Source organism: Nocardioides marinus (genome assembly GCF_013408145.1).
GTDB classification, from domain to species: domain Bacteria; phylum Actinomycetota; class Actinomycetes; order Propionibacteriales; family Nocardioidaceae; genus Nocardioides; species Nocardioides marinus.
Genome location: NZ_JACBZI010000001.1, coordinates 478,179 through 499,840 on the forward strand (window position 1 = coordinate 478,179; position 21,662 = coordinate 499,840).

Consider the following 21,662-nt stretch of genomic DNA (forward strand, 5'->3'; position numbering starts at 1 on the left):
CTCAGACCCCGCCCGCGCCGCCGTGGGCCTGGGCCCCCAGGGTGACCTCGCCGACCTCGGGGGAGGGGTCGGAGTACGACGACGTGCTCATCCGGCGCTCGACGTACACGGCGAGGCGGGACAGGCCGTAGTTGATGACCACGAAGATCGCGCCGACGATGAACAGCGACTGGATCGGGTTGTCGAGCACCTGGGAGATCTGGTTGCCGCGGCGCAGCAGCTCGAAGTAGCCCAGACCGATGACGGCGGCCAGCGAGGTGTCCTTGAGGACCACCACGAGCTGGCTGATCAGCGCCGGGAGCATGGTGCGGAAGGCCTGGGGCAGCAGGATCGAGCGCATCACCTGGCCCTCGGTCATGCCGATCGCGCGCCCGGCCTCGCCCTGTCCGCGCGGCAGCGAGGCGACGCCGGCACGCAGGATCTCCGCGACGATCACGGAGTTGTAGAGCGTGAGGCCGATGACGAGGTACCACAGGGCGGGCTCGCCCGGCAGCACGTCGATCGGGACGTCGAGCTCGGCCATCGCGCGCCACACGAACACGATGGTGATGACGACCGGCAGGCCGCGGAAGAGCTCGATGAAGCCGACGACGGGGATGCGACCCATCCGGCCGCTCATCATCCGCGCGACGCCGAGGACCACGCCCACGAGGAGCGACAGGGTGATCGCCATGGCAGCGGCCAGGATGGTGTTCAGGGCACCCCGACCGACCAGCTCCCAGACCTGCGCGAAGCTGTCGTCGCTCGGGTTGACCCAGGGCGACCAGAGGTCCGAGTCGAACTGACCGCGGCTGGCCAGGCGCTGGATCGCGACGGCGACGAGCCCCGCGATGAGGACGAGGGCGGCGGCGGTGCCGATGCGCTGGCGGCGTACGGCGCGGGGGCCGGGGACGTCGTAGAGGACGCTCTGGTCGCTCATCGGGCGATCGCCACCTTCCGCTCGAGGAGACCGAGGGCCAGGCCCGCGCTCAGGGTGATGATGAGGTAGCCGATCGCGACGCCGGTGAGGACGGGGATGTACTCGAAGCCGCGGGCGCTGGTGAGGGTCTTGCCCACGCTGTAAAGGTCGCCGCCGATGCCGAAGGCGCCGGCGACCGCGGAGTTCTTGAACATCGCGATCTGCACGCTGCCCAGGGGCGGGATCGCGGAGCGGAAGGCCTGCGGGAGCACGACCTCGCGCATGGTCTGGGTGAAGGTCAGCCCGATCGCACGGGCGGCCTCGGCCTGCCCGGCGGAGACCGAGTTGATGCCCGAGCGCAGCGCCTCGCACACGAACGCCGAGGTGTAGATGACCAGCCCGGCGATGCCGAAGAAGAAGTAGCTGCGGTTGATGCCGAGCTCAGGGAGGCCGAAGGCCATGAAGAACAGCACGATCGTCAAGGGGCAGTTGCGCACCACGGTGACGTAGGCCGACCCGAAGCTGCGCAGGGCGGCGATGGGCGAGACCCGGAAGGCCGCGATGACGGTGCCGAGGATCATCGAGCCGATGAGGCTGTAGACGATGAACTCCAGCGACGTGAGGAACCCCGACCAGTAGAGGTCGAGGTTGTCGATCACCGGTGACACGTGCTGCTCCTACTCGCTGCCGACTGGGAGGTGGGCCCCGGTGCGGGGGCGGGGGCGCCTGTCGACGCCCCCGCCCCCCTCACGCGGGGTGTCGCGCTCACGCGCAGGCGTCTGCCTCGGGGAGCTCGGGCTTCTCGGTGCCCTCGACCTCACCGGCGGTGCGGTCCCAGGCGGCGAGGTAGGCGTCCTCGTTCTCCGCGAGCGTCTCGTTGATGAACTCGCAGAACTCGACGTCGCCCTTGGTGATGCCGATGCCGTAGGGCTCCTCGGTGAACTGCTCGCCCACCAGCTTGAACTCGCCCTCGGACTTCGACACGAAGCCGAGCAGGATGACGTTGTCGGTGGTGACGATGTCGACCTGGCCGTTGCTCAGGGCGTCGGCGCACTTGTCGTAGATGTCGAAGAGCACCAGCTGGTCGTCGTCGGCGAGGTACTCGCGGATCTGCTCCGAGGGCGTCGACCCGGTGACCGAGCAGACCTTCATGTCGGGGTTGTCCGCGATGTCCTCGGGGCCCTCGATGCTGTCGTTGTCCGAGGCGACCATCAGCTGCTGGCCGGCCTCGTAGTAGGGCCCGGCGAAGGTGATGCGCTGCTTGCGCTCGTCGTTGATGGTGTACGTCGCGACCACGAAGTCGACGTCGCCGTCCTCGACGACCTGCTCACGGATGTCGGAGGTGGCCTGGACCCACTCGATGTCCTCCTCGGCGATGCCCATGGCGCCGGCGATGATCTTGGCGACCTCGACGTCGAAGCCCTCGGGGACGTCCTCGAGCCCGAGGAGGCCGAAGCCGGGCTGGTCGAACTTGGTGCCGACGGTGACGGTGCCCCGGTCGGCGATCTCGGCCATGGTGGTGCCGGCCTCGAAGTCGGTCTCGGAAGCGACCTCGACCTCGTCGTCCCCGCCGCCACAGGCGGCCAGGCTCCCGGCCAGGACGAGGGCCGCCGCGGCGGCCCCGAGCTTCTTGATGCGCATCCTTCTCTCCCTTTCGTTCTCCGAGTCGACGAGGTGTCGAGCCAGGTGGTGCGTGTCGTGCCCACCGGTGGTGCCGGCGGTCCTGCTGTTCAGACGGAGGGTCAGTGCTTGAGGATCTTGCCGAGGAAGTCCTTGGCGCGGTCGGACTGCGGGTTGGTGAAGAACTCCTCGGGGGTGTTCTCCTCGACGATCGCGCCGTCGGCCATGAAGACCACCCGGTCGGCGGCGGTGCGGGCGAAGCCCATCTCGTGGGTGACCACGACCATCGTCATGCCCTGCTTGGCGAGGTCGACCATCACGTCGAGGACCTCCTTGATCATCTCGGGGTCCAGCGCGGAGGTCGGCTCGTCGAAGAGCATCACCTTCGGGTCCATCGCGAGCGCCCGGGCGATGGCGACGCGCTGCTGCTGGCCGCCGGAGAGCTGGGCGGGGTACTTCTGCGCCTGGTGGGCGATGCCGACCCGGTCCAGCAGCTCCATGCCGCGCTTCTCGGCGTCGGCCTTCTTCACCCCGCGCACCTTCATGGGGCCGAGCGTGACGTTCTCGAGGATCGTCTTGTGGGCGAAGAGGTTGAAGCTCTGGAAGACCATGCCGACCTCGGCACGCAGCTTCGCCAGCTCCTTGCCCTCCGCCGGGAGCGGCTGGCCGTCGAGGCTGATCGAGCCCTTGTCGATGGTCTCGAGCCGGTTGATCGCACGGCACAGCGTGGACTTGCCCGACCCCGAGGGCCCGATCACGACGACGACCTCGCCGCGCGCGATCGAGAGCTCGATGTCCTGCAGGACGTGGAGGTCGCCGAACCACTTGTCCACGTGGTCGAGGACGACGAGGGGCTCACCGGCGGCCGCGGTGCCCGCCGAATCGGACTGCGTCATGGTCCAGCACCCTAGCCACACCTCCGCCCGGGCTGCCACGCCCAGGAGCGTGGGACGGGGTCCCGATCAGGTCACGATCCTGGGGCGGAGCCCAGGAAGACCGGGTTGGTCATCGCGACCATCGCCAGCCCCGGCACGCCCTCGAGCGGGTTGAGGACGGGCGCGCCGTCGAGGCGTCGTACCTCGGCGCGGACGAAGGGCGCCAGTGCCGCCGGCACCTGCACGGAGACCTCGGCGGCACCGTCGGAGTCGGTCGTCGCGCCCGCCAGCGGGGCCACCGGACCGAGCACCTGGGCCAGGCAGCCGGGGGCGCCGGTGACGGTCAGTCGTACGTCGACGAGGTCGGTCGGAGCCGCGTCCAGCGCGTCCCCGCAGCCGGCGGTCCGGTCGCCGAGTCTGGCCTCGAGCGTGAGGTCGACCGCGCTGGACTCGGCGATCCAGGAGTGGCCGCCGCGCAGCCCCCGCAGGACCGCCGGCGTCGACAGGGACGACGCGCGCACGACCGTCTGGGGCAGGCCGACGGCCTGGCCCTCGTGGTGGGAGTCGCTGTTGCCCATGACCGGCACGTAGCCCCCGGCGACCAGCAGGGCGTGCCAGGCCGCGACCGCCACCTGGTCGTCGAGGGTCCAGGGCCCGTTCCAGATCTCGACGGCGTCCATCGCGGCGTACGTCGGGTCGAAGCCCCACGTGGAGCCCGGGCCGGGGGCGAAGGGGTGCGCCGTGACCGCCATCCCGCCGACCCCGCGGACCCGCTCGGTGAAGGTGGTGAGGGCGTCGTCCTCGGGGCGGTAGCGCCAGTCGATCCAGGTGCCGGCCGGGAGCCCGAGCGCCAGCCAGTGGCCCGCCCGGGTGGTGACCTCCTCACCGGGGATGACCAGGAAGTCGTCGGGGACGTGCCGCCCCCAGGTCAGCTGGGCCGAGGAGGTGTTGTGCTCGGTGGAGCCGAGGAAGTCCAGGCCGGCCTCGCGGGCCAGGGCGAGCAGCGAGCGCTGGGTGTGCCGGCCGTCGGAGTGGACGGTGTGCAGGTGGCAGTCGCCGCGGTACCAGCCGGGTCCGGTGCCCCTGACGCGTCGCGGTGCCGGCTTCGGGACGAAGCGCCCGCGGTCCCGGCCGAAGTGCAGCGTCACGCTCACCTCGTAGTCCACGCCCGGCGGCACCACCGCGAACGGGCCGAGGGCCACGTGCCAGGTGCCCGGGGTGATCGGGCCGGGCAGGTAGCCGGGGGTCGCGCGGCGGCGACTGATCCGGAACCGGTCCCGTGCGCCGCCCGACCAGCCGCGGAACCCGCTCGCGTCACCGAGGTCGTGCCCGCTCGGGTCGAAGATGCCGATGTCGATCACGTTGGCGCTGAAGCCGAGGCCGGTGTCGGTCTTCTCGTAGGCGTAGGACACCTCGATCTCGCGCACCCCGCGGGGCACCTCGACCGGCAGGTAGTGCCAGTCCGGGGTGTCGACCCCGGTGAAGGTGCCGGTGAAGGTCTCGGTGCGGCTCTGCCCGGCCGCCGCCGGCTCGAAGCGCGCCACGGCGGCGGTGGTCACCACGCCGGTGGTGCCGGCCAGGAGACCTCGACGGGTCAGGTGACAGGTGCACACGCGGGTCCAACGAGGCAGAGCGGGATTCGGGACGCCCGGGCCACCCGCCGTACCCTTGGGGACTGTCATGAGCACCGTCGCGCAGCCCCGCACCTACGAGGTCAAGACCTACGGGTGCCAGATGAACGTCCACGACTCCGAGCGCCTCTCCGGGCTGCTGGAGGACGCGGGCTACGCACGCGTCCCCGCCGGCGAGCAGGCCGACGTCGTCGTGTTCAACACCTGCGCGGTCCGCGAGAACGCCGACAACAAGCTCTACGGCAACCTCGGCCACCTCGCGCCGGTCAAGGCCGAGCACCCCGGCATGCAGATCGCCGTCGGCGGCTGCCTGGCCCAGAAGGACCGCGACACGATCACCCGCAAGGCGCCGTACGTGGACGTCGTCTTCGGCACCCACAACATCGGCTCGCTGCCGGTGCTGCTGGAGCGTGCCCGGGTGCAGCAGGAGGCCCAGGTCGAGATCCTGGAGAGCCTCGACGTCTTCCCCTCGACGCTGCCGACCAAGCGCGAGTCGGCCTACGCCGCGTGGGTCTCCGTGTCGGTGGGCTGCAACAACACCTGCACCTTCTGCATCGTCCCGGCCTTGCGCGGCAAGGAGAAGGACCGCCGCCCCGGCGAGATCCTCGCCGAGATCGAGGCGCTGGTCGCCGAGGGCGTCTCCGAGATCACGCTGCTGGGCCAGAACGTCAACGCCTACGGCGTGGAGTTCGGCGACCGGCAGGCCTTCTCCAAGCTGCTGCGCGCCTGCGGGGAGATCGAGGGGCTCGAGCGGGTCCGCTTCACCAGCCCGCACCCGGCCGAGTTCACCGACGACGTCATCGACGCGATGGCCGAGACGCCCAACGTGATGCCGAGCCTGCACATGCCGTTGCAGTCCGGTTCGGACAAGGTGCTCAAGGACATGCGCCGCTCCTACCGCTCGGCGAAGTACCTCGGCATCCTCGAGCGCGTGCGCGAGCAGATCCCGCACGCCGCGATCACCACCGACATCATCGTCGGCTTCCCCGGCGAGACCGAGGAGGACTTCCTCGAGACGTTGCGGGTGGTGCGGGAGTCGCGGTTCGCCAGCGCCTTCACCTTCCAGTACTCCAAGCGTCCCGGCACCCCCGCCGCCGAGCTCCCCGACCAGGTCTCGCCCGAGGTCGTCAAGGACCGGTACGGCCGCCTCGTCGACCTCGTCAACGAGATCGCCTGGGAGGAGAACAAGCAGCTCGTCGGCCGGACCGTCGAGCTGATGGTCGCCGAGGGCGAGGGCCGCAAGGACACCGAGACCCAGCGACTGTCCGGGCGCGCGCCCGACAACCGGCTGGTCCACTTCGCCGCGCCCGACGAGCCGGTGCGTCCCGGTGACATGGTCACGGTCGAGATCACCTACGCCGCGCCGCACCACCTGGTGGCCGACCGGGTGCTGTCGGTGCGTCGTACCCGCTCCGGCGACGCCTGGGAGGCCCGGGTCAACGGCCCCCAGCAGACCGGCGTCGGCCTCGGCATGCCGTCGGTCGGCGTCCCGGCGCCGCTCCCGGACGCACCCGCCTGCCGCTGAGCGGTCTGCGTACGTAGAGTCCCCGGCGTGCCCGCCGATCAGCCCACCATCCTGGCCACCTCCGGTGGCGTCGTCGCCGCCGACCGGATCAGCTGGGGCGTCGGCCCGCTGACCGACCTCGCGGTCGACCTGTCCGGTGTGGAAGGACGCGCACCGAAGGTGTGCTTCGTCGGCACCGCCTGCGGCGACTCGCCCACCCTGGTGCGCGACTTCTACGCCGCCGCCCAGGCCCGCGGCTTCCAGGGCAGCCACCTGCAGCTGTTCACCATGCCCAACGTCGAGGACATCACCGCCCACCTGCTCGAGCAGGACGTCGTGTGGGTCTGGGGAGGCTCGGTCGCCGGGCTGCTGGCCATGTGGCGGCTGCACGGCGTCGACGAGGCGATGCGCGCCGCGTGGGAGGCAGGCGTGGTGCTGACCGGGGTCTCGGCGGGCTCCATCTGCTGGCACGTCGGCGGCACCACCGACTCCTTCGGCCCGACGCTGCGCCCGATCACGAACGGTCTGGGCCTGCTGCCCTACTCCAACGGTGTCCACTACGACTCCGAGGAGCAGCGCCGCCCGCTCTTCCAGTCGCTCGTGGCCGACGGCACCCTGCCCACCGGCTACGCCACCGACGACGGCGCCGGACTGCTCTACCGCGGCACCGAGATGGTCGGCGCCTATACCGAGCGTGCCCGCGCCGGCGCCTACCTCGTCGAGCGCGACGGCGACCGGGTCGTCGAGACCGAGCTGGACGTCATCCGCCTCTGAGCGGTCGTACGAGAACAGGCACAACGACGAGGCGGCCAGGTCCGTCAGGCTGAGCAGCAGGGCAAACGCGCCCCTTGTGCCTGTTTCCGTACGGCCTGTGGAGAGCGAGGGCCGCCCTCGGCCGATCTGCGCCACCCTTGCCGGATGGATCAGGCCTCGGTGAGCGAGGCGCTTGCCGAGCTCGGCGGCGTCGCGAGACGCGCTGCACTGATCCGCGCCTGTGGGCGCCGAGCAGTGGATGCGGCGCTCGCGTCGGAGGAGCTCGTGGTGGTCGGCCGGCACTACACCTCACCTGAGGTCGATGCTGCGCGCGCGGAGGCGGCCTCGGTGTCCGGTGTCCTCTGCCTGCGCTCCGCGGCACTCGCTCGCGGGTGGGCCGTCCTGACGAGCCCACCGCGCGTGGAGGTCTGCGTCCCGCGCAAGCGCAAGGTGGCTGCGGCCGCTCAGCGACGCTTGGCGCTGCGCTGGGTGGACCTCGGGCCGGACGACGTCGACGGTGACCGCACCAGCCCCGACCGCACGCTGGCCGACTGCCTGCGCACACTCCCTTTCCCCGAGGCGCTCGCCGTGGCCGACTCGGCCCTGCGTGAGGGCTTTCCTCCCGCCCGGCTGCTGGCGCTCGCGCGTGATGCGCGGGGACCGGGAGCGGCACGCGCGCGGCGGGTGGCGGCCGCCGCCGACGGGCGGGCGGCCAACCCGTTCGAGTCCGCCCTCCGGGTGATCTGCCTGGAGGTCGAGGGACTGGAGGTGGAGCCGCAGGTCACCATCCGGGACCCGCACCTGCTGGGCCGGCCCGACCTCACCGATGCTCGGCTCAAGGTGGTCCTGGAGGCCGACTCCTTCGCGTGGCACGGCGACCGCGCGGCGCTGCACCGCGACGCCAACCGCTACAACGCCCTGGTGGCCGCGGGCTGGGTGGTGCTGAGGTTCTCGTGGGAGGAGGTCATGTTCCACCCCGAGCGGGTCAGGGCCGTCCTGGAGGCGGTCGTCGCCGCACGGACCGACCAGCTCTGCGTGGGCTGCCGCGCCGCGTGAGGCACCCCGCGCCGGCCCGTTGGGTCCGTCCGGCTACGCAGCGGCCGTCAGTGACCGGGCTCGTAGCGCTTCTCGTCCGAGCGCGGGTGCTGGCTGGGGAAGCCCGACTTCGGCGGACGGTCGTCGTCGGGGTTGGTCTCCTCGCCGCCGGCCGACTGCTCGGGCGGGGCGTCGCCGGGTGTGTCGGTGGGCCCGGTGTAGCGCACCCCGTCGGTGCCGTGCTGGCCCGGGCCGGTGGGGCCCTCGCGCTCGCTGCTGACACCCATGTCGCCGGCGAGCTCGTCGTTGGAGTGCCGCGGGTCGTCGGGCTCGCGGCCGGTGGCGGGGTCGATGCGTCGCTCGTCGCTCATGCCGGCGACTCCTCGGGGTGGTTGCCGTCGCCGGCGTCCTCCTCGTTGCGGGTCGCCTTGGTGCTGGTGTCCTCGCCCTCGCGGGTCTCGGTGGGGCTGGCCTCGGTGGCCGGGTTGTCCTCGGCGGCGAGGTCGGGCACCTGGGGGTCCTCGACCCGGTCGAGGAGCGCGTCGGTGCCGCCCGGGTGGAGCTGGGGCGTCTCGGCCTCCGGCTCGGGCATGGGACCGAGGTCGTCCTCGGTCTCCGCGTTCTCCTGCTCGCTCATGTCGTCCCTCCTGCGTCGTCGGACCGTAGGCGTCGACCGGTCCCTGGGATCAGTCGAAGCCGTGCGTCGAGTACGCCCCCAGGCTGCCCGTCCTGAGGCCGTCCAGCACCACCCGCTCGTGGGGAACCACCGGTCCGGGCAGCGAGTCGAGGTCGTCCAGGCGCACCCAGCGGATGCCGCCGGACTTCTCCGGCTCGGTCACCCGCGGTTCGCCGGTCCAGCTGCGCGAGCTGAAGAAGAAGTCGACGCGCTCGTCGATCGGCTCGCCGCCGGCGGTGCGCTGCATCGTGGTGAGGAACTCCAGCTCCAGCCCCCCGATGCCGAGCTCCTCGCGCGCCTCCCGCCTCGCCGCGTCGTACGCCGTCTCGCCACGTTCCACGTGCCCGGCTGCGCCGGAGGCCCAGTGGCCGTCCATGAAGTCGACCCCCTGCCGGAGCTGGAGCAGGACCTCGGTCCCGGGCCCCTCACCTCGTAGCAGCAGCACGTAGGCGGCCGGCACGACGACGAACCTGTCCTCGATGCCGGTCACTGGCTGGGCTGGTCCTCGGTGGTCTTGGCGTTGCGCTCCTGCTCCTCCTCCACGGGGGAGTCCGGGGCGGGCGAGCCGTCGGGCAGGTCGGAGTCGTGCTCGCCGGGCGGGGTGCCCTGCGTGGGCAGCGGCTCGCCGTCGCGCTCCTCGGGGATCGGCGCGGTCACTTGTCGTCCGGGATGTCGTCGTTGCGGCCGTCGAGCTTGTCGAGGCCGTCCTTGGCCTTGGCGACGCCCTTCTCGATCTTGTCGGTGTGCTTGCCGCCGGTGCGCTTGTCGGCCTCGGCGGCGACCTTGTCGAGGCCGTCGCCGATCTTGTCGCCGTGCTGGTCGACCGCGTCGCTCAGCTGCTTCTTCGCCTTGTCCAGGAAGCCCATGGCCACCTCCGGTGCTCGGGATCGGAACGGGTTGCCACACTAGCCACATGAGCCCTCTCCCTCCGGTGGTCGCGGTGGTCGGGGCCACCGCCGCCGGCAAGACCGGGCTCTCCCTGGACCTCGCCGAGGCACTCGGTGGGGAGGTGGTGAACACCGATGCGATGCAGCTGTACCGGGGCATGGACGTCGGGACCGCCAAGTTGCCGCCCCACGAGCGCCGCGGCATCCCGCACCACCTGCTGGACACCCTGGAGGTGACCGAGCCGGCGACGGTGGCGGAGTTCCAGGGGCAGGCGCGTGCAGTGATCACCGAGCTCCGCGGCCGTGGCGTCACGCCGGTGCTGGTGGGCGGCTCGGCGCTCTACACGCGAGCGGTGCTCGACGAGTTCGAGTTCCCCGGCACCGACCCGGCGGTGCGGGCGCGGCTCGAGGCGGAGCTCGCGGAGGTGGGGTCCGCAACGATGCACGCCCGGCTCGCCGAGGTCGACCCCGAGTCGGCCTCGCGCATCCTGGTCGAGAACGGCCGCCGCGTCGTCCGGGCCCTGGAGGTCGTCGAGATCACCGGCCGACCGTTCAGCGCCACGCTGCCCCGCCTGGAGTACGTCGACCCGCGCACCGTCCAGGTGGGCGTCGACATCGACCGGCCCACCCTGGACACGCGGATCGAGCAGCGGGTCGGGGAGATGTTCGCGGCCGGCTTCGTGACGGAGGTGGAGCGGCTTCTGGCGCGCGGGCTCGCGCAGGGGCGTACCGCCTCCCGGGCCATCGGCTACCCCGAGGTCGCCGCCCACCTGGCCGGCGAGCTGTCGCTGGACGAGGCGCGCGAGCGCACGGTGGTCGCCACCCGCCGCTTCGCGCGTCGCCAGGACGCGTGGTTCCGCAAGGACCCGCGCATCCACTGGGTGCGCTTCGACGACCCCGACCGGGTCGCTGGCGCACTGTCGGCGGTCTCCGCTGTCATGGAGCCATGACGCGCACGCACTTCTACACCGCCACCACCCTCGACGGGTACATCGCCGACGAGCACGACTCGCTGGAGTGGCTGATGTCCCAGGAGCACGAGGAGGGCGGCCCGCTCGACTACGCCACCTTCATCGCGGGCATCGGGGCCCTGGCCATGGGCGCCACGACCTACGAGTGGGTGCGCGCGCACCTGGAGTCCGGTGGGGCGGGGGAGCCCGACGGCGGGGAGCCCGGCGCCTGGCCGTACGCCCAGCCCACCTGGGTCTTCACCCACCGGGACCTGCCGGTCATCGAGGGCGCCGACGTGCGCTTCGTGCAGGGTGACGTCGAGCCGGTGTGGCAGGAGATGGCGGCGGCCGCCGGTGACAAGGACGTCTGGATCGTCGGCGGGGGCGGGCTGGCGGCCGACTTCGCCGAGGCCGGTCACCTCGACCGGCTGCTGCTCTCCATCGCGCCCGTGACCCTGGGGGCGGGTCGGCCGTTGTTCCCGCGACCGTTCGACCTGAGGCTGGTCGAGCTGGCACAGCACGGAGCGTTCGCCTGCGCGATCTACGACGTGGTGGGCCCGCGAGGCGCCTAGGGTCGGCCGCACGCCGCCCGCCCGAAAGGCTCCCCATGCGCATCCTGCGTCGCGCCCCGCTGGCCCTCGTCCCCGCTCTCGCCGCGCTGGCCCTGGCGCCCGTGGCCCCCCAGGCGGTGGCCGACCCGACCACACCGGCTCCGGTCACCGAGCCGGCCCCGCGGGCCGTGACCAGGCTCGCGACCGACGAGGGCACCGGCGGTGCCGTGACCTCGGTCGACCCCGAGGCCACCCGGATCGGGCTGAAGGTCCTGGAGAGCGGGGGCAACGCCGTCGACGCAGCCGTCGCCACCGCCGCCGCCCTGGGCGTCACCGAGCCGTTCAGCGCCGGCATCGGCGGGGGCGGCTACCTCATGCGGCTCGACGGCAGGACCGGCAAGGTCCTGACCATCGACGGTCGCGAGTCGGCGCCGTCGAGGTCGCCCAAGCGCACCATGTTCCTCGACCCGGCCACCGGCGACCCCTACCCCTTCTACCCCGACCTGGTCACCAGCGGCCTGGCCGTGGGCACCCCCGGCACCGTGGCCACCTGGGAGGAGGCGCTGGAGCGCTGGGGGAGCCGGTCGATGCGGACCCTGCTGCGCCCGGCCGCCGAGCTGGCCCGCGACGGCTTCGAGGTCGATCGGACCTTCGCCGAGCAGGTCGAGGCCAACGCCGACCGGTTCGCCCAGATCGGCTCCACCGCCGCGCTCTTCCTGCCCGACGGCCAGACGCCGGCCGTGGGCTCCACCTTCCGCAACCCCGGCCTGGCGAAGACCTACGACCAGATCGGCCGGCAGGGGGCGAAGGCGTTCTACCGCGGCCGGATCGCCCGCAACATCGTCCGGACCGTCAAGGCGCCGCCGGTGCTCGACGGCGACCTGCCGGTGCCGCCGGGCCACCTGCGCGAGAAGGACCTCAAGACCTACGACGTCCGGGTGCGCAAGCCGCTGACCCTGGACTACCGCGGCTTCGAGGTGCACGGCATGGGCTCCTCCTCCAGCGGGGGCAGCACCGTCGGCCAGGCGCTGGCCATCCTCGAGCGGATGCCGCTGTCGAGCTGGACCGACGAGCGGGTCCAGCACGCCGTCCTCGAGGCGAGCGCGCTCGCCTTCGCCGACCGGGCCGCCTACGTCGGCGACCGCGACTTCGTGAAGGTCCCCGACGAGGCGCTGCTGGACCCGGAGTACGCCGACGAGCGGCTCTGCGCGGTGTCGATGGCCCAGGCCACGCCCAAGCCGCTCGACGCCGGCGACGTGCGCCGCTATGACGGCCGGTGCGAGCCGGGCGCCGAGCGCGAGGGCACCTCGGTCGAGGCCGAGGACCACGAGAACACCGAGACCACGCACCTGGTCGTCACCGACCGCTGGGGCACCGTCGTGTCCTACACGCTGACCATCGAGCAGACCGGTGGCGCCGGCATCGTGGTGCCCGGTCGCGGCTTCCTGCTCAACAACGAGCTCACCGACTTCAGCCTCACCTGGAAGCGCCGCGACCCCAACCGCGTCGAGCCCGGCAAGCGCCCGCGCAGCTCGATGGCGCCCACCATCGTCACCGAGAAGGGCAAGCCGCTGGTGGCGCTGGGCTCGCCCGGTGGCTCCACCATCATCACCACGGTGCTCGGGCTGCTGGTCGACTTCATCGACCGCGGCCAGACGCTCGAGGACGCCGTCGCCGCCCCGCGCGCCACCCAGCGCAACACGGTGTGGGTCGACGCCGAGCCGGCCTGGCTCGAGGCGTGGGGCGGTGACCTGGAGCCCTTCGGGCACCTGCTGCGGGAGACCACGCTGCCCGGCGGGGAGATCGGCGCTGCCACCGGCATCGAGTTCCTGCGCGGCAAGCAGGTGATCGCCGTCGCCGAGCCGGTACGCCGCGGGGGCGGTGACGCGCGGGTCGTCGACCGACGCTGAGCCGGGCCGGCCGCCCAGCCCATGGGTCGGCTCGGGTGCCGGCCGCGCGGGCCCAGCGGCGTACCGTGGGCGGGTGAGCAGCACCCTCCCCGCCCCTGACCGCACCGGCGCCGACTGGCCGAGCGTGGACTCCGTCGACGCGCTCGTCGCGCTGCTGGGCGAGCCGACCGCACGTGCCCGCGACAAGGGTCGCGACCGGCTGCTGGAGGTGGACCGGGACTGGCTGGCGGCGGCGCCGTTCTGCGTGCTCTCGACCGCCGACGCGACCGGTCGCTGCGACGCCTCACCGAAGGGCGATCCCGCCGGGATGCTGACCCACGTGCTCGACGACCAGACGATCGCGATCGCCGAACGGCCGGGCAACCGGCGGGCCGACGGGTACCGCAACATCCTGCAGAACCCCCACGTCGGGCTGCTGTTCCTCATCCCGGGCCGGGGCGACACGCTGCGGGTGAACGGGCGCGCCCGACTGGTCACCGACGCCCCCTTCTTCGACGAGATGGCCGTGCGCGGCGCCCGGCCGGTGCTGGCCGTCGTCGTGGAGGTGGAGGAGGTCTTCTTCCACTGCGCGAAGGCGTTCCTGCGCTCGGGGCTGTGGCAGCCGGAGACCTGGGAGCCGGAGGCGGTCGTGCCGCGCCGCGCCGTCATCGCCTCGACGGTCGAGGGTGCCGGCCCGGTGGAGGAGCTCGACCGCTACTACGGGCCGTCCTACGCGGAGGGGCTCTACTGATGTACCCCTTCCTCAAGGGGCACGGCACCGAGAACGACTTCGTGCTGCTGCCCGACCACGACGGCACCGTCCACGGTGGCCTGTCGCCCGAGGCCTGGTCGGCGCGGGTGCGCGCGGTGTGCGATCGGCGCGCCGGCATCGGGGGCGACGGTGTGCTGCGGGTGGTGCGCGGCGAGGACGGCCACTGGTTCATGGACTACTGGAACGCCGACGGGTCGGTCTCGGAGATGTGCGGCAACGGCATCCGGGTCTTCGCGCGGCACCTGGTCGCCGAGGGACTGGTCCCCGGCGACGAGCCGATCCCCGTCCAGACCCGCGACGGTCTGAAGACGATCGTCGTGGACGGCGAGGACATCACCGTCGACATGGGTGAGCCGCAGGTGCTGGGGCAGACCGCGGTGTCGATCGGTCGCTCGACCTGGGCGGCCACGCACGTCGACATGGGCAACCCCCACGCGGTGGCCTTCGTGGAGTCCCTCGACCCGACCGGGCCGGTGGGCTCGTTGCTGACCTCGCCGGAGTTCGACCCCGCGGTGTACCCGCACGGGGTCAACGTCGAGCTCGTCGTGCCGCTGGCGCCCGGGCACGTCGCCATGCGGGTGCACGAGCGGGGCTCCGGGGAGACCCGCTCCTGCGGCACCGGCGCCTGCGCGGTCGCGGTCGCCGCCGCCCTGCGCGACGGGGTCGGCCGGGACGGGACCGGTCTGGGCTCGGCGTACACCGTCGACCTGCCCGGCGGCACCCTGCGCATCGAGTGGACCGAGGCCGGACGGATCCTCATGACCGGCCCGGGCGTGATCGTGGCGCGCGGGGAGACCGGTCTGTAGGGGAAGGTCTGACTGATGTCAGTCCAACCTTGCGCTGCGCGGTCGAACCTTCGACCGCCATCGCGAAGGTCTGACTGACATCAGTCGAACCTTCCCCCACCCGACCGTGACAGTGGAACTGTCCCGATCATCGACCCGCGGGTGACGCAGGTCTCCCCACCCGCTAGGTTCCGGGCCATGGACATCACCGGATCCACCGCCATCGTCACCGGCGGCGCCTCGGGCATCGGCGCGGCCGCCGCCCGCCAGCTGGCCGCCAAGGGTGCCACCGTCGTCATCGCCGACCTCCAGGCCGACAAGGGCGAGGCCCTGGCCGAGGAGATCAAGGGCGTCTTCGCCCAGGTCGACGTGACCAACACCGACCAGATCAAGGCCGCCGTCGACGCCGCCACCGCCATCGCGCCGCTGCGCGCGGTCGTGAACTCCGCCGGCATCGGCTGGGCCCAGCGCACCATCGGCCGCGACGGCGAGTTCGACTCCGCCCACGACCTCGAGGCCTACCGCAAGGTGATCGCGATCAACCTGATCGGCACCTTCGACATGACCCGCCTCGCGGCGACCGCGATGAGCCGCAACGAGCCCGACGCCGACGGCTGCCGCGGCGCCATCGCCAACCTGACGAGCGTCGCCGCCTTCGACGGCCAGATCGGCCAGGCGGCGTACTCCTCCTCCAAGGGTGGCGTCGTCGGCATGACCCTGCCGGTCGCGCGCGACCTGTCCTCGGCGGGCATCCGCCTCAACACCATCGCCCCCGGGCTCATCGACACCCCGATCTACGGCGAGGGCGAGGCGTCGGAGGCGTTCAAGGCCAAGCTGGGCGAGAGCGTGCTCTTCCCCAAGCGCCTGGGGCGCCCGGACGAGCTGGCGAGCATGGTCGTGGAGACCATCACCAACTCCTACATGAACGCCGAGGTCATCCGCGTCGACGGCGGCATCCGGATGCCTCCGAAGTGAGCTCCTGATCCTCGAGTCGTGCCCCTCAGCGCGCGCCATGGCGCCCGCTGAGGGGCACGACCCATGTCCGGGCTCCTAGGCTGGGGGCGTGAGCCACGACGAGGACTTCTTCGAGCCCGCCAGCTGGGACGAGCGCTACTCCGCGGAGGAGAAGATGTGGAGCGGCAGGGCCAACCCGCAGCTGGTCGCGGAGGCCGGTCGGCTGACCCCCGGCACCGCCCTGGATCTCGGCTGCGGGGAGGGCGGTGACGTCATCTGGCTGGCCCAGCAGGGCTGGCGCGTGACCGGCGCCGACTTCTCCGCCAAGGGCCTCGAGCGCGCCGCCGCCCACGCGGCCGAGTCGGGCGTCGCCGACCGGTGCGACTGGTGGCAGGTCGACGCCCGGACCTTCGAGGCCGGCGGGCGCGAGTTCGACCTGGTCACCACCCACTTCCTGCACCCGCCGGAGGGCAGCATCGTCGACGTCGTACGCCGCCTCGCGCCGGCCGTCGCACCCGGTGGCCACCTGCTCGTGGTCGGCCACGCCCCCTCCGAGACCTTCCACCGCCACGACGAGAAGCGGCTGCGGGCGATGTGGCACAGCACCGACCTGCTGCCCGCGCTGCCCGAGGGGTTCGAGGTCGTCGTCGCCGAGGAGCGCCCACGCACCGTCACCCGCGACGGCCGCGAGATGGAGATCGAGGACGCCACGCTGCTGGCCCGCCGCGCCTGAGCCGGCTGCGGGGACGTCATACGGACGGGACGTCCGCTGCCGCGGGGCGTATGACGTCCCACGGTGGGCCGGGCACCCTCAGAGATCGATGACCAGGTCGGCCCGCTCGGCGGCGGCCTCGACCAGCGCGGCGTTCGGGTCGTCGACGGCACGCACCCACGCCTCGGCCTCGGCGGCCGTCTTGCCGAACGTCACGTGCCGGGCCAGCAGCCGCTCGCGGCGCAGGGCGGGGTCGACCCGCAGGTGCCAGACCGCGTCCAGCTGCGCGCGCACCGCCGCCCACCGGGGCTCGTCGAGCAGCAGGTAGTTGCCCTCGGTCACCACGAGGCCGGCCGACCCCGGGACCGGCAGTGCCCCCGCCAGCGGCTGCTCGAGGTCGCGCTCGAACGCCGGGGCCATCACCAGCGGCTCGCGGCCGCGGACCCGGGCCAGCAGGGCGGCGTACCCCTCGGCGTCGAAGGTCTCCGGTGCGCCCTTGCGCCCGAGCAGTCCGCGCCGCGAGAGCTCGACGTCGGCGAGGTGGAAGCCGTCCATCGGCACGACCACCGCACCCCACGAGCGCGCCAACGCGGCGGCGAGCGTCGACTTCCCGACCCCGGGGGCACCGGTGAGTCCGAGCAGGCGTCCGGGCACGCGGGAGCGCAGGTCGTCGAGGTCGAGGTCCATGCGTGGGAGTAAACCCGTTCGCCGCGGCGTTGAAGGAGACCTACGCTGGAGGTATATGAGCAACGCACACGACTTCTCCCTCGACACCGAGCTGGACGAGACCGAGGACTGGGACGAGCCCGAGGACTTCGAGTCCGGGTACGCCGACGAGCCCGACCCCGAGGAGCCGACGGTCGGCGCGATGGAGCTGGCCGAGCGGCACCAGCTGCGCCGGGTCGCCGGGCTGCGCACCGAGCTCGAGGACATCACCGAGGTCGAGTACCGCCAGCTCCGGCTCGAGCGGGTCGTGCTGGTCGGGGTGTGGACCTCGGGCACCACGCAGGACGCCGAGAACTCGATGGCCGAGCTCGCCCTGCTCGCCGAGACCGCCGGCTCGGAGGTGCTCGAGGCGATCTACCAGCGCCGGCAGAGCCCCGACCCCGCGACGTACGTCGGGCGCGGCAAGGTCGAGGCGATCGGCGAGATCGTCCGCGCGACCGGGGCCGACACCGTCATCTGCGACGGCGAGCTCGCCCCCAGCCAGCTGAGGAACCTCGAGGACAAGCTCAAGGTCAAGGTCGTCGACCGGACCGCGCTGATCCTCGACATCTTCGCCCAGCACGCGAAGTCCAAGGAGGGCCAGGCGCAGGTCGAGCTGGCCCAGCTGCAGTACATGAAGCAGCGCCTGCGCGGCTGGGGTGGCAACCTCTCGCGCCAGGCCGGCGGCCGGGCGGCCGGCGGTGAGGGCATCGGTGGTCGAGGCCCCGGTGAGACCAAGATCGAGACCGACCGGCGCCGGATCAACGACCGGATCGCCAAGCTGCGCCGCGAGCTCAAGCACATGAAGGTCACCCGTGACGCCAAGCGCAGCCAGCGCCAGGCCAACCAGGTGCCGAGCGTCGCGATCGCCGGCTACACCAACGCCGGCAAGTCCAGCCTGCTCAACCAGCTCACCAGCGCGGGCGTGCTGGTCGAGGACGCGCTGTTCGCGACCCTGGACCCGACCACCCGGCGCACCACCACCGCCGACGGGCGCGTCTACACCATGAGCGACACGGTCGGCTTCGTGCGGCACCTGCCGCACCAGCTGGTCGAGGCGTTCCGCTCGACCCTGGAGGAGGTCGCCGACGCCGACCTGCTGCTGCACGTCGTCGACGGGTCCCACCCGGACCCGGAGGGCCAGATCGCGGCGGTGCGCGAGGTGCTCGCCGACATCGACGCCACCGACGTGCCCGAGCTGATCGTCATCAACAAGGCCGACGCCGCCGACCCGATGGTCATCGCGCGGCTGCAGGCGCGCGAGCCGCACACGGTCGTGGTCTCGGCGAGGACCGGCCAGGGCATCGCCGAGGCGCTGGCCCGCGTGGAGTCCGAGCTGCCCCGCCCGGCGGTCGAGTTCGAGGTGCTGCTGCCCTACAGCCGCGGCGACCTGGTCGACAAGATCCACCGCGTCGGCGAGATCGAGTCGATGGAGCACACCGGCGACGGGACGCTCGTGCGCGGACGCGCGAGCGAGTCCCTGGCCGGCGAGCTGGCGGCGTACGCCGTCACGCCGCAGGCCTGAGGCCCGCCGGGGCCGTGGCCGGAGCACGATCCGGTCACGGTTCGGCGCGCAAGCGCGGCTTCGGCTGCGTGCGGGGGCCATCGGGCCGCACCATGGACCCATGGCCTTCCGGGGGGTGCGGGACCGGCGTGCGCCGGAGCCCCGCCACAGCGTGCAGCGCCCGCCGCGTCGGCTCGCGGTGGTGGCGCTCGCGGCGGTGCTCGTGGCCCTCTCCGTGGTCGTCGTGACCGGCCGCGCGACCGGCTCGGGGCCGACCCGGTGCGAGACGTTCAGCGCCGACTCCGTCGCCCGGTCGGGCTCGGTGTCCGGCGCGGGCGAGGACGTCCTGGTCATCGGTGACTCCTGGACCGCCGGACTCGGCCTCGAGGACCCCACCGGCTCCTGGCCGACCCGGCTGCCCGGTCGCGTCCACGTGGCCGGCTTCTCCGGCTCCGGGTTCAGCGCCGGCGCCTCGGGCTGCGGCCCGCAGGTCTCGTTCGCCGCCCGGGCACGGGCGGCGCTGCGCCCCCTCCCGCCCGGTACGCCGGTGGTCGTGGCGGGCGGCCTCAACGACTGGGACATGTCCGCGGCCGACATCCGGGCCGGCTTCGAACGCCTCCTCGGCCAGCTCGACGGGCACCCGCTGACCGTCGTCGGGCCCGCGGACGCGCCGGCCCGGTCGGCGTACGTCCCGAGGGTCGAGGGGCTGCTCGAGCGGCTGTGCGCCGAGCACGGGGTGCGGTTCGTGGCGGTGAGCGACCTGGCGCTGGACTACCTGCCCGACCTGCTGCACCTCACCCCGGCCGGTCACGCCCGCTTCGGCGACGCGGTCGCCGCGCGGCTGTCCACAGCCGGCTGACCGCGGGGAGTGGACCGTCCCCGGCCGCGACTAGGGTGCTCGGCGTGAGTGAGCCGAGGACCAGCGTGAGCGCGATGCTGGAGACGGCGGTGACCGCGCTCGGCGGGGCGACCCGCGACGGGCAGGTGCAGATGGCCGAGGAGGTCGGGCGCGCCCTGGCCGACGACCAGCACCTGCTCGTGCAGGCCGGCACCGGCACCGGCAAGTCGCTGGCCTACCTCGTGCCCTCGCTGCTGCACGACAAGCGCGTCGTGGTGGCAACAGCGACGCTGGCGCTGCAGCACCAGCTCGTCGAGCGCGACGTGCCGCGGCTGATGGAGGCGATGAAGGGCCAGGAGGGCGTCGACACCTCCTACGCCGTGCTCAAGGGCCGCTCCAACTACGCCTGCCTCCACCGCGTCCGCGAGGGCGTGCCGGACGACCAGGGCGCCCTGGTGCAGCTGCCCGAGGGCTCGATGGGGCAGAAGGTCCTCGAGCTGCGGGCCTGGGCGGAGGAGGAGGCCGAGCAGGGCGGCTCCGGCGAGCGCGACAACGCCCCGCGCCACACCGAGCGCGAGTGGCGCCAGGTCTCGGTCGGTCACCGCGACTGCCTCGGCGCCCAGCGCTGCCCGTTCGGTCAGGAGTGCTTCGCCGAGCTCGCGCGGGAGAAGGCGCACCGCTCGCACCTGGTCATCACCAACCACTCGCTGCTGGCCATCGACGCCATCGAGGGCGTCCCGATGATCCCCGAGTACGACGCCGTCGTGATCGACGAGGCGCACGAGCTCGTCGCCCGGGTGACCCAGGCGGCCACCGACGAGCTCACGGCTCCCGACGTGGAGCGCGCCGCGCGCCGCGCCCGCAAGTACGTCTCCACGGAGGGCGCGAGCAACCCCGCCGACGACCTCGCGGACGCGGGCGAGGCGCTGCGCGACGCGGTCACCACCGCCTCCCCGGGCCGCTTCGACGTGCTGCCCGAGCACCTGGGCGATGCGCTGCAGCTGGTGCGCGACGCCGCTCGCGCGTGCGTCTCGGGGTTCCCCAAGGAGAAGCCGGGGGAGGGCGACGGCGACCCGGGCCGCCAGCAGGCCAAGGGCTCGGTGCAGGACGTCTTCGCCGTCGCCGAGCGGATGGCCGCCGACCTGGAGTCCGACGTGCTGTGGCTCTCGGAGGGCTCCGAGCGCTCCGCGCCACGGCTGTGCGTGGCGCCGCTGCAGGTGTGGGGGCAGATGCGCGACAAGCTGCTCACCGACAAGACCGTCGTGATGACCTCGGCGACGCTGATGCTGGGGGGCGACTTCGCGTCGGTGGCGACCTCGGTGGGCCTCAAGCCGTCGGAGCGGGTCGTCGACGGCGGGTCGGTGCCCGAGGGCGAGGGCGTCCTCCCGTGGCGCGGCGTCGACGTCGGGTCGCCGTTCGACTACGGCCGCCAGGGCATCCTCTACGTCGCCCGGCACCTCCCGCCGCCCGGTCGCGACGGGCTGGTGAAGGCCCAGCTCGACGAGATCGCCGAGCTGGTCGACGCCGCCGACGGCCGCACCCTGGGGCTGTTCTCCTCGCGCCGGGCCGCCGAGGCGGCGGCCGAGGCCGTCCGCGAGCGCCTGCCGCACCTGACGACCCTGGCCCAGGGCGACGCGCAGCTGCCCGAGCTGGCCAAGCAGTTCGTCGAGGACCACCACACCGTCCTGTTCGGGACGCTCTCGCTGTGGCAGGGCCTCGACGTCCCCGGCGACACCTGCCAGCTGGTCCTCATCGACCGCATCCCCTTCCCCCGTCCCGACGACCCGCTGATGAGCGCGCGGCAGAAGGCCGCCGACAAGGCCGGCGGCAACGGCTTCATGCAGGTCGCGGCCACCCACGCGGCGCTGCTGATGGCCCAGGGCGCCGGGCGGCTGATCCGCACCACCACCGACCGCGGCGTCGTCGCCGTGCTCGACCCGCGGCTGGCCACCGCCCGCTACGGCTCCTTCCTCAAGGCGAGCCTGCCGCCGATGTGGACGACCACCGACCCTGCCGTCGTACGCCAGGCCCTGACGCGGCTGGCCGCCTCTGCCGGCTGAGGCGACGGTCCCGGGACGTCATACGGACGGGACGAGCGGACGTCCCGTCCGTATGACGTCCGC

General features: G+C 72.8%; 24 protein-coding genes. 13 read left to right on the plus strand and 11 right to left on the minus strand.

The genetic code is table 11. From position 1 onward, the window contains the following. Position 1: 1 nt before the first annotated feature. From BKA05_RS02405 to BKA05_RS02425, 5 genes are all read right to left on the minus strand, one after another. Entirely contained in the window at positions 2-919 is a 918-nt protein-coding gene (locus BKA05_RS02405; RefSeq protein ID WP_179529999.1) for an amino acid ABC transporter permease, read from the minus strand. Further along, positions 916-1,566, minus strand: coding sequence for an ABC transporter permease subunit (locus BKA05_RS02410; protein WP_179530000.1), 651 nt, complete (start codon positions 1,564-1,566; stop codon positions 916-918). The genes BKA05_RS02405 and BKA05_RS02410 overlap by 4 nt, the downstream gene beginning before the upstream one ends. Positions 1,567-1,663: 97 nt before the next feature. Next, entirely contained in the window at positions 1,664-2,539 is an 876-nt protein-coding gene (locus BKA05_RS02415) for a glutamate ABC transporter substrate-binding protein (protein ID WP_179530001.1), read from the minus strand. A gap of 101 nt (positions 2,540-2,640) precedes the next feature. Beyond that, a complete protein-coding gene (locus BKA05_RS02420; RefSeq protein ID WP_179530002.1) occupies positions 2,641-3,414 on the minus strand; it encodes an amino acid ABC transporter ATP-binding protein in 774 nt (257 codons plus the stop codon). 71 nt (positions 3,415-3,485) lie between these two features. Continuing rightward, on the minus strand, positions 3,486-5,006 hold the full coding sequence (locus BKA05_RS02425; RefSeq protein ID WP_179530003.1) for a CehA/McbA family metallohydrolase: 1,521 nt from the start codon (positions 5,004-5,006) through the stop codon (positions 3,486-3,488). Between the two features lie 67 nt (positions 5,007-5,073). On the opposite strand from BKA05_RS02425, the gene miaB reads away from it, so the two are divergent. From miaB to BKA05_RS02440, 3 genes are all read left to right on the plus strand, one after another. After that, positions 5,074-6,549: a tRNA (N6-isopentenyl adenosine(37)-C2)-methylthiotransferase MiaB gene (miaB, locus tag BKA05_RS02430; RefSeq protein ID WP_179530004.1), complete on the plus strand. Its 1,476-nt coding sequence runs from the start codon at positions 5,074-5,076 to the stop codon at positions 6,547-6,549. 27 nt (positions 6,550-6,576) lie between these two features. Next, positions 6,577-7,302: a Type 1 glutamine amidotransferase-like domain-containing protein gene (locus BKA05_RS02435; protein ID WP_179530005.1), complete on the plus strand. Its 726-nt coding sequence runs from the start codon at positions 6,577-6,579 to the stop codon at positions 7,300-7,302. 144 nt (positions 7,303-7,446) lie between these two features. Continuing rightward, positions 7,447-8,337 (plus strand): DUF559 domain-containing protein, encoded by an 891-nt coding sequence (locus tag BKA05_RS02440; protein ID WP_179530006.1) that lies wholly within the window; start codon positions 7,447-7,449, stop codon positions 8,335-8,337. Between the two features lie 47 nt (positions 8,338-8,384). Here BKA05_RS02440 and BKA05_RS02445 read toward each other — a convergent pair whose 3' ends face one another. From BKA05_RS02445 to BKA05_RS02465, 5 genes are read right to left on the minus strand one after another with little or no spacing between them, the layout of a single operon-like run. Further along, positions 8,385-8,687, minus strand: coding sequence for a hypothetical protein (locus tag BKA05_RS02445; RefSeq protein WP_179530007.1), 303 nt, complete (start codon positions 8,685-8,687; stop codon positions 8,385-8,387). Beyond that, on the minus strand, positions 8,684-8,953 hold the full coding sequence (locus BKA05_RS02450; protein ID WP_179530008.1) for a hypothetical protein: 270 nt from the start codon (positions 8,951-8,953) through the stop codon (positions 8,684-8,686). Before BKA05_RS02450 ends, BKA05_RS02445 begins: the two co-directional genes overlap by 4 nt. Before the next feature lie 49 nt (positions 8,954-9,002). Further along, positions 9,003-9,482: an NUDIX domain-containing protein gene (locus tag BKA05_RS02455; RefSeq protein WP_343045484.1), complete on the minus strand. Its 480-nt coding sequence runs from the start codon at positions 9,480-9,482 to the stop codon at positions 9,003-9,005. Next, positions 9,479-9,649, minus strand: a complete 171-nt coding sequence (locus BKA05_RS02460; RefSeq protein WP_179530009.1) for a hypothetical protein — start codon at positions 9,647-9,649, stop codon at positions 9,479-9,481. Before BKA05_RS02460 ends, BKA05_RS02455 begins: the two co-directional genes overlap by 4 nt. Next, entirely contained in the window at positions 9,646-9,858 is a 213-nt protein-coding gene (locus BKA05_RS02465; RefSeq protein WP_179530010.1) for an antitoxin, read from the minus strand. Before BKA05_RS02465 ends, BKA05_RS02460 begins: the two co-directional genes overlap by 4 nt. A 47-nt stretch (positions 9,859-9,905) precedes the next feature. Between BKA05_RS02465 and miaA the strand changes: the two genes are divergently transcribed. The 7 genes from miaA (at position 9,906) to BKA05_RS02500 (ending at position 16,513) form a co-directional block, all read left to right on the plus strand. Then, positions 9,906-10,829 carry a tRNA (adenosine(37)-N6)-dimethylallyltransferase MiaA gene (miaA, locus tag BKA05_RS02470; protein WP_179530011.1) on the plus strand — a complete coding sequence of 308 codons (924 nt, stop codon included), beginning with the start codon at positions 9,906-9,908 and terminating at the stop codon, positions 10,827-10,829. Continuing rightward, entirely contained in the window at positions 10,826-11,401 is a 576-nt protein-coding gene (locus tag BKA05_RS02475; protein ID WP_179530012.1) for a dihydrofolate reductase family protein, read from the plus strand. Before miaA ends, BKA05_RS02475 begins: the two co-directional genes overlap by 4 nt. A 35-nt stretch (positions 11,402-11,436) precedes the next feature. After that, complete coding sequence (gene ggt / locus BKA05_RS02480) at positions 11,437-13,290, plus strand: gamma-glutamyltransferase (protein ID WP_179530013.1); 1,854 nt, start codon at positions 11,437-11,439, stop codon at positions 13,288-13,290. A gap of 73 nt (positions 13,291-13,363) precedes the next feature. After that, positions 13,364-14,020, plus strand: coding sequence for an MSMEG_1061 family FMN-dependent PPOX-type flavoprotein (locus BKA05_RS02485; protein WP_343045485.1), 657 nt, complete (start codon positions 13,364-13,366; stop codon positions 14,018-14,020). Next, entirely contained in the window at positions 14,020-14,847 is an 828-nt protein-coding gene (gene dapF / locus BKA05_RS02490; RefSeq protein ID WP_179530014.1) for a diaminopimelate epimerase, read from the plus strand. Before BKA05_RS02485 ends, dapF begins: the two co-directional genes overlap by 1 nt. Before the next feature lie 177 nt (positions 14,848-15,024). Beyond that, positions 15,025-15,801, plus strand: coding sequence for an SDR family NAD(P)-dependent oxidoreductase (locus BKA05_RS02495; RefSeq protein WP_179530015.1), 777 nt, complete (start codon positions 15,025-15,027; stop codon positions 15,799-15,801). Between the two features lie 88 nt (positions 15,802-15,889). After that, positions 15,890-16,513, plus strand: coding sequence for a class I SAM-dependent methyltransferase (locus BKA05_RS02500; RefSeq protein WP_343045486.1), 624 nt, complete (start codon positions 15,890-15,892; stop codon positions 16,511-16,513). Positions 16,514-16,591: 78 nt separating this feature from the next. On the opposite strand, the gene BKA05_RS02505 is transcribed toward BKA05_RS02500, so the two are convergent. After that, complete coding sequence (locus tag BKA05_RS02505; RefSeq protein WP_179530016.1) at positions 16,592-17,179, minus strand: nucleoside/nucleotide kinase family protein; 588 nt, start codon at positions 17,177-17,179, stop codon at positions 16,592-16,594. Between the two features lie 55 nt (positions 17,180-17,234). Here BKA05_RS02505 and hflX point away from each other — a divergent pair, with 55 nt between their 5' ends. The 3 genes from hflX to BKA05_RS02520 all read left to right on the plus strand — a co-directional run bounded on the left by hflX (position 17,235) and on the right by BKA05_RS02520 (position 21,599). Continuing rightward, positions 17,235-18,722: a GTPase HflX gene (hflX, locus tag BKA05_RS02510; protein ID WP_179530017.1), complete on the plus strand. Its 1,488-nt coding sequence runs from the start codon at positions 17,235-17,237 to the stop codon at positions 18,720-18,722. Positions 18,723-18,822: 100 nt separating this feature from the next. After that, positions 18,823-19,560, plus strand: a complete 738-nt coding sequence (locus BKA05_RS02515) for an SGNH/GDSL hydrolase family protein (protein WP_179530018.1) — start codon at positions 18,823-18,825, stop codon at positions 19,558-19,560. Between the two features lie 74 nt (positions 19,561-19,634). Next, complete coding sequence (locus tag BKA05_RS02520; protein WP_179532935.1) at positions 19,635-21,599, plus strand: ATP-dependent DNA helicase; 1,965 nt, start codon at positions 19,635-19,637, stop codon at positions 21,597-21,599. Positions 21,600-21,662: the final 63 nt, after the last annotated feature.

What these genes read in the sequence shown, in the direction of transcription:
- BKA05_RS02505 (WP_179530016.1), bottom strand. Translation starts at nt 17,179, where the DNA reads ATGGACCTCGACCTCGACGACCTGCGCTCCCGCGTGCCCGGACGCCTG.
- BKA05_RS02445 (WP_179530007.1), bottom strand. Translation starts at nt 8,687, where the DNA reads ATGAGCGACGAGCGACGCATCGACCCCGCCACCGGCCGCGAGCCCGAC.
- BKA05_RS02415 (WP_179530001.1), bottom strand. Translation starts at nt 2,539, where the DNA reads ATGCGCATCAAGAAGCTCGGGGCCGCCGCGGCGGCCCTCGTCCTGGCC.
- dapF (WP_179530014.1), top strand. Translation starts at nt 14,020, where the DNA reads ATGTACCCCTTCCTCAAGGGGCACGGCACCGAGAACGACTTCGTGCTG.
- BKA05_RS02515 (WP_179530018.1), top strand. Translation starts at nt 18,823, where the DNA reads ATGGCCTTCCGGGGGGTGCGGGACCGGCGTGCGCCGGAGCCCCGCCAC.
- BKA05_RS02465 (WP_179530010.1), bottom strand. Translation starts at nt 9,858, where the DNA reads ATGGGCTTCCTGGACAAGGCGAAGAAGCAGCTGAGCGACGCGGTCGAC.
- hflX (WP_179530017.1), top strand. Translation starts at nt 17,235, where the DNA reads ATGAGCAACGCACACGACTTCTCCCTCGACACCGAGCTGGACGAGACC.
- BKA05_RS02475 (WP_179530012.1), top strand. Translation starts at nt 10,826, where the DNA reads ATGACGCGCACGCACTTCTACACCGCCACCACCCTCGACGGGTACATC.
- miaA (WP_179530011.1), top strand. Translation starts at nt 9,906, where the DNA reads ATGAGCCCTCTCCCTCCGGTGGTCGCGGTGGTCGGGGCCACCGCCGCC.
- miaB (WP_179530004.1), top strand. Translation starts at nt 5,074, where the DNA reads ATGAGCACCGTCGCGCAGCCCCGCACCTACGAGGTCAAGACCTACGGG.
- BKA05_RS02405 (WP_179529999.1), bottom strand. Translation starts at nt 919, where the DNA reads ATGAGCGACCAGAGCGTCCTCTACGACGTCCCCGGCCCCCGCGCCGTA.
- BKA05_RS02495 (WP_179530015.1), top strand. Translation starts at nt 15,025, where the DNA reads ATGGACATCACCGGATCCACCGCCATCGTCACCGGCGGCGCCTCGGGC.
- ggt (WP_179530013.1), top strand. Translation starts at nt 11,437, where the DNA reads ATGCGCATCCTGCGTCGCGCCCCGCTGGCCCTCGTCCCCGCTCTCGCC.
- BKA05_RS02420 (WP_179530002.1), bottom strand. Translation starts at nt 3,414, where the DNA reads ATGACGCAGTCCGATTCGGCGGGCACCGCGGCCGCCGGTGAGCCCCTC.
- BKA05_RS02440 (WP_179530006.1), top strand. Translation starts at nt 7,447, where the DNA reads ATGGATCAGGCCTCGGTGAGCGAGGCGCTTGCCGAGCTCGGCGGCGTC.
- BKA05_RS02520 (WP_179532935.1), top strand. Translation starts at nt 19,635, where the DNA reads ATGCTGGAGACGGCGGTGACCGCGCTCGGCGGGGCGACCCGCGACGGG.
- BKA05_RS02450 (WP_179530008.1), bottom strand. Translation starts at nt 8,953, where the DNA reads ATGAGCGAGCAGGAGAACGCGGAGACCGAGGACGACCTCGGTCCCATG.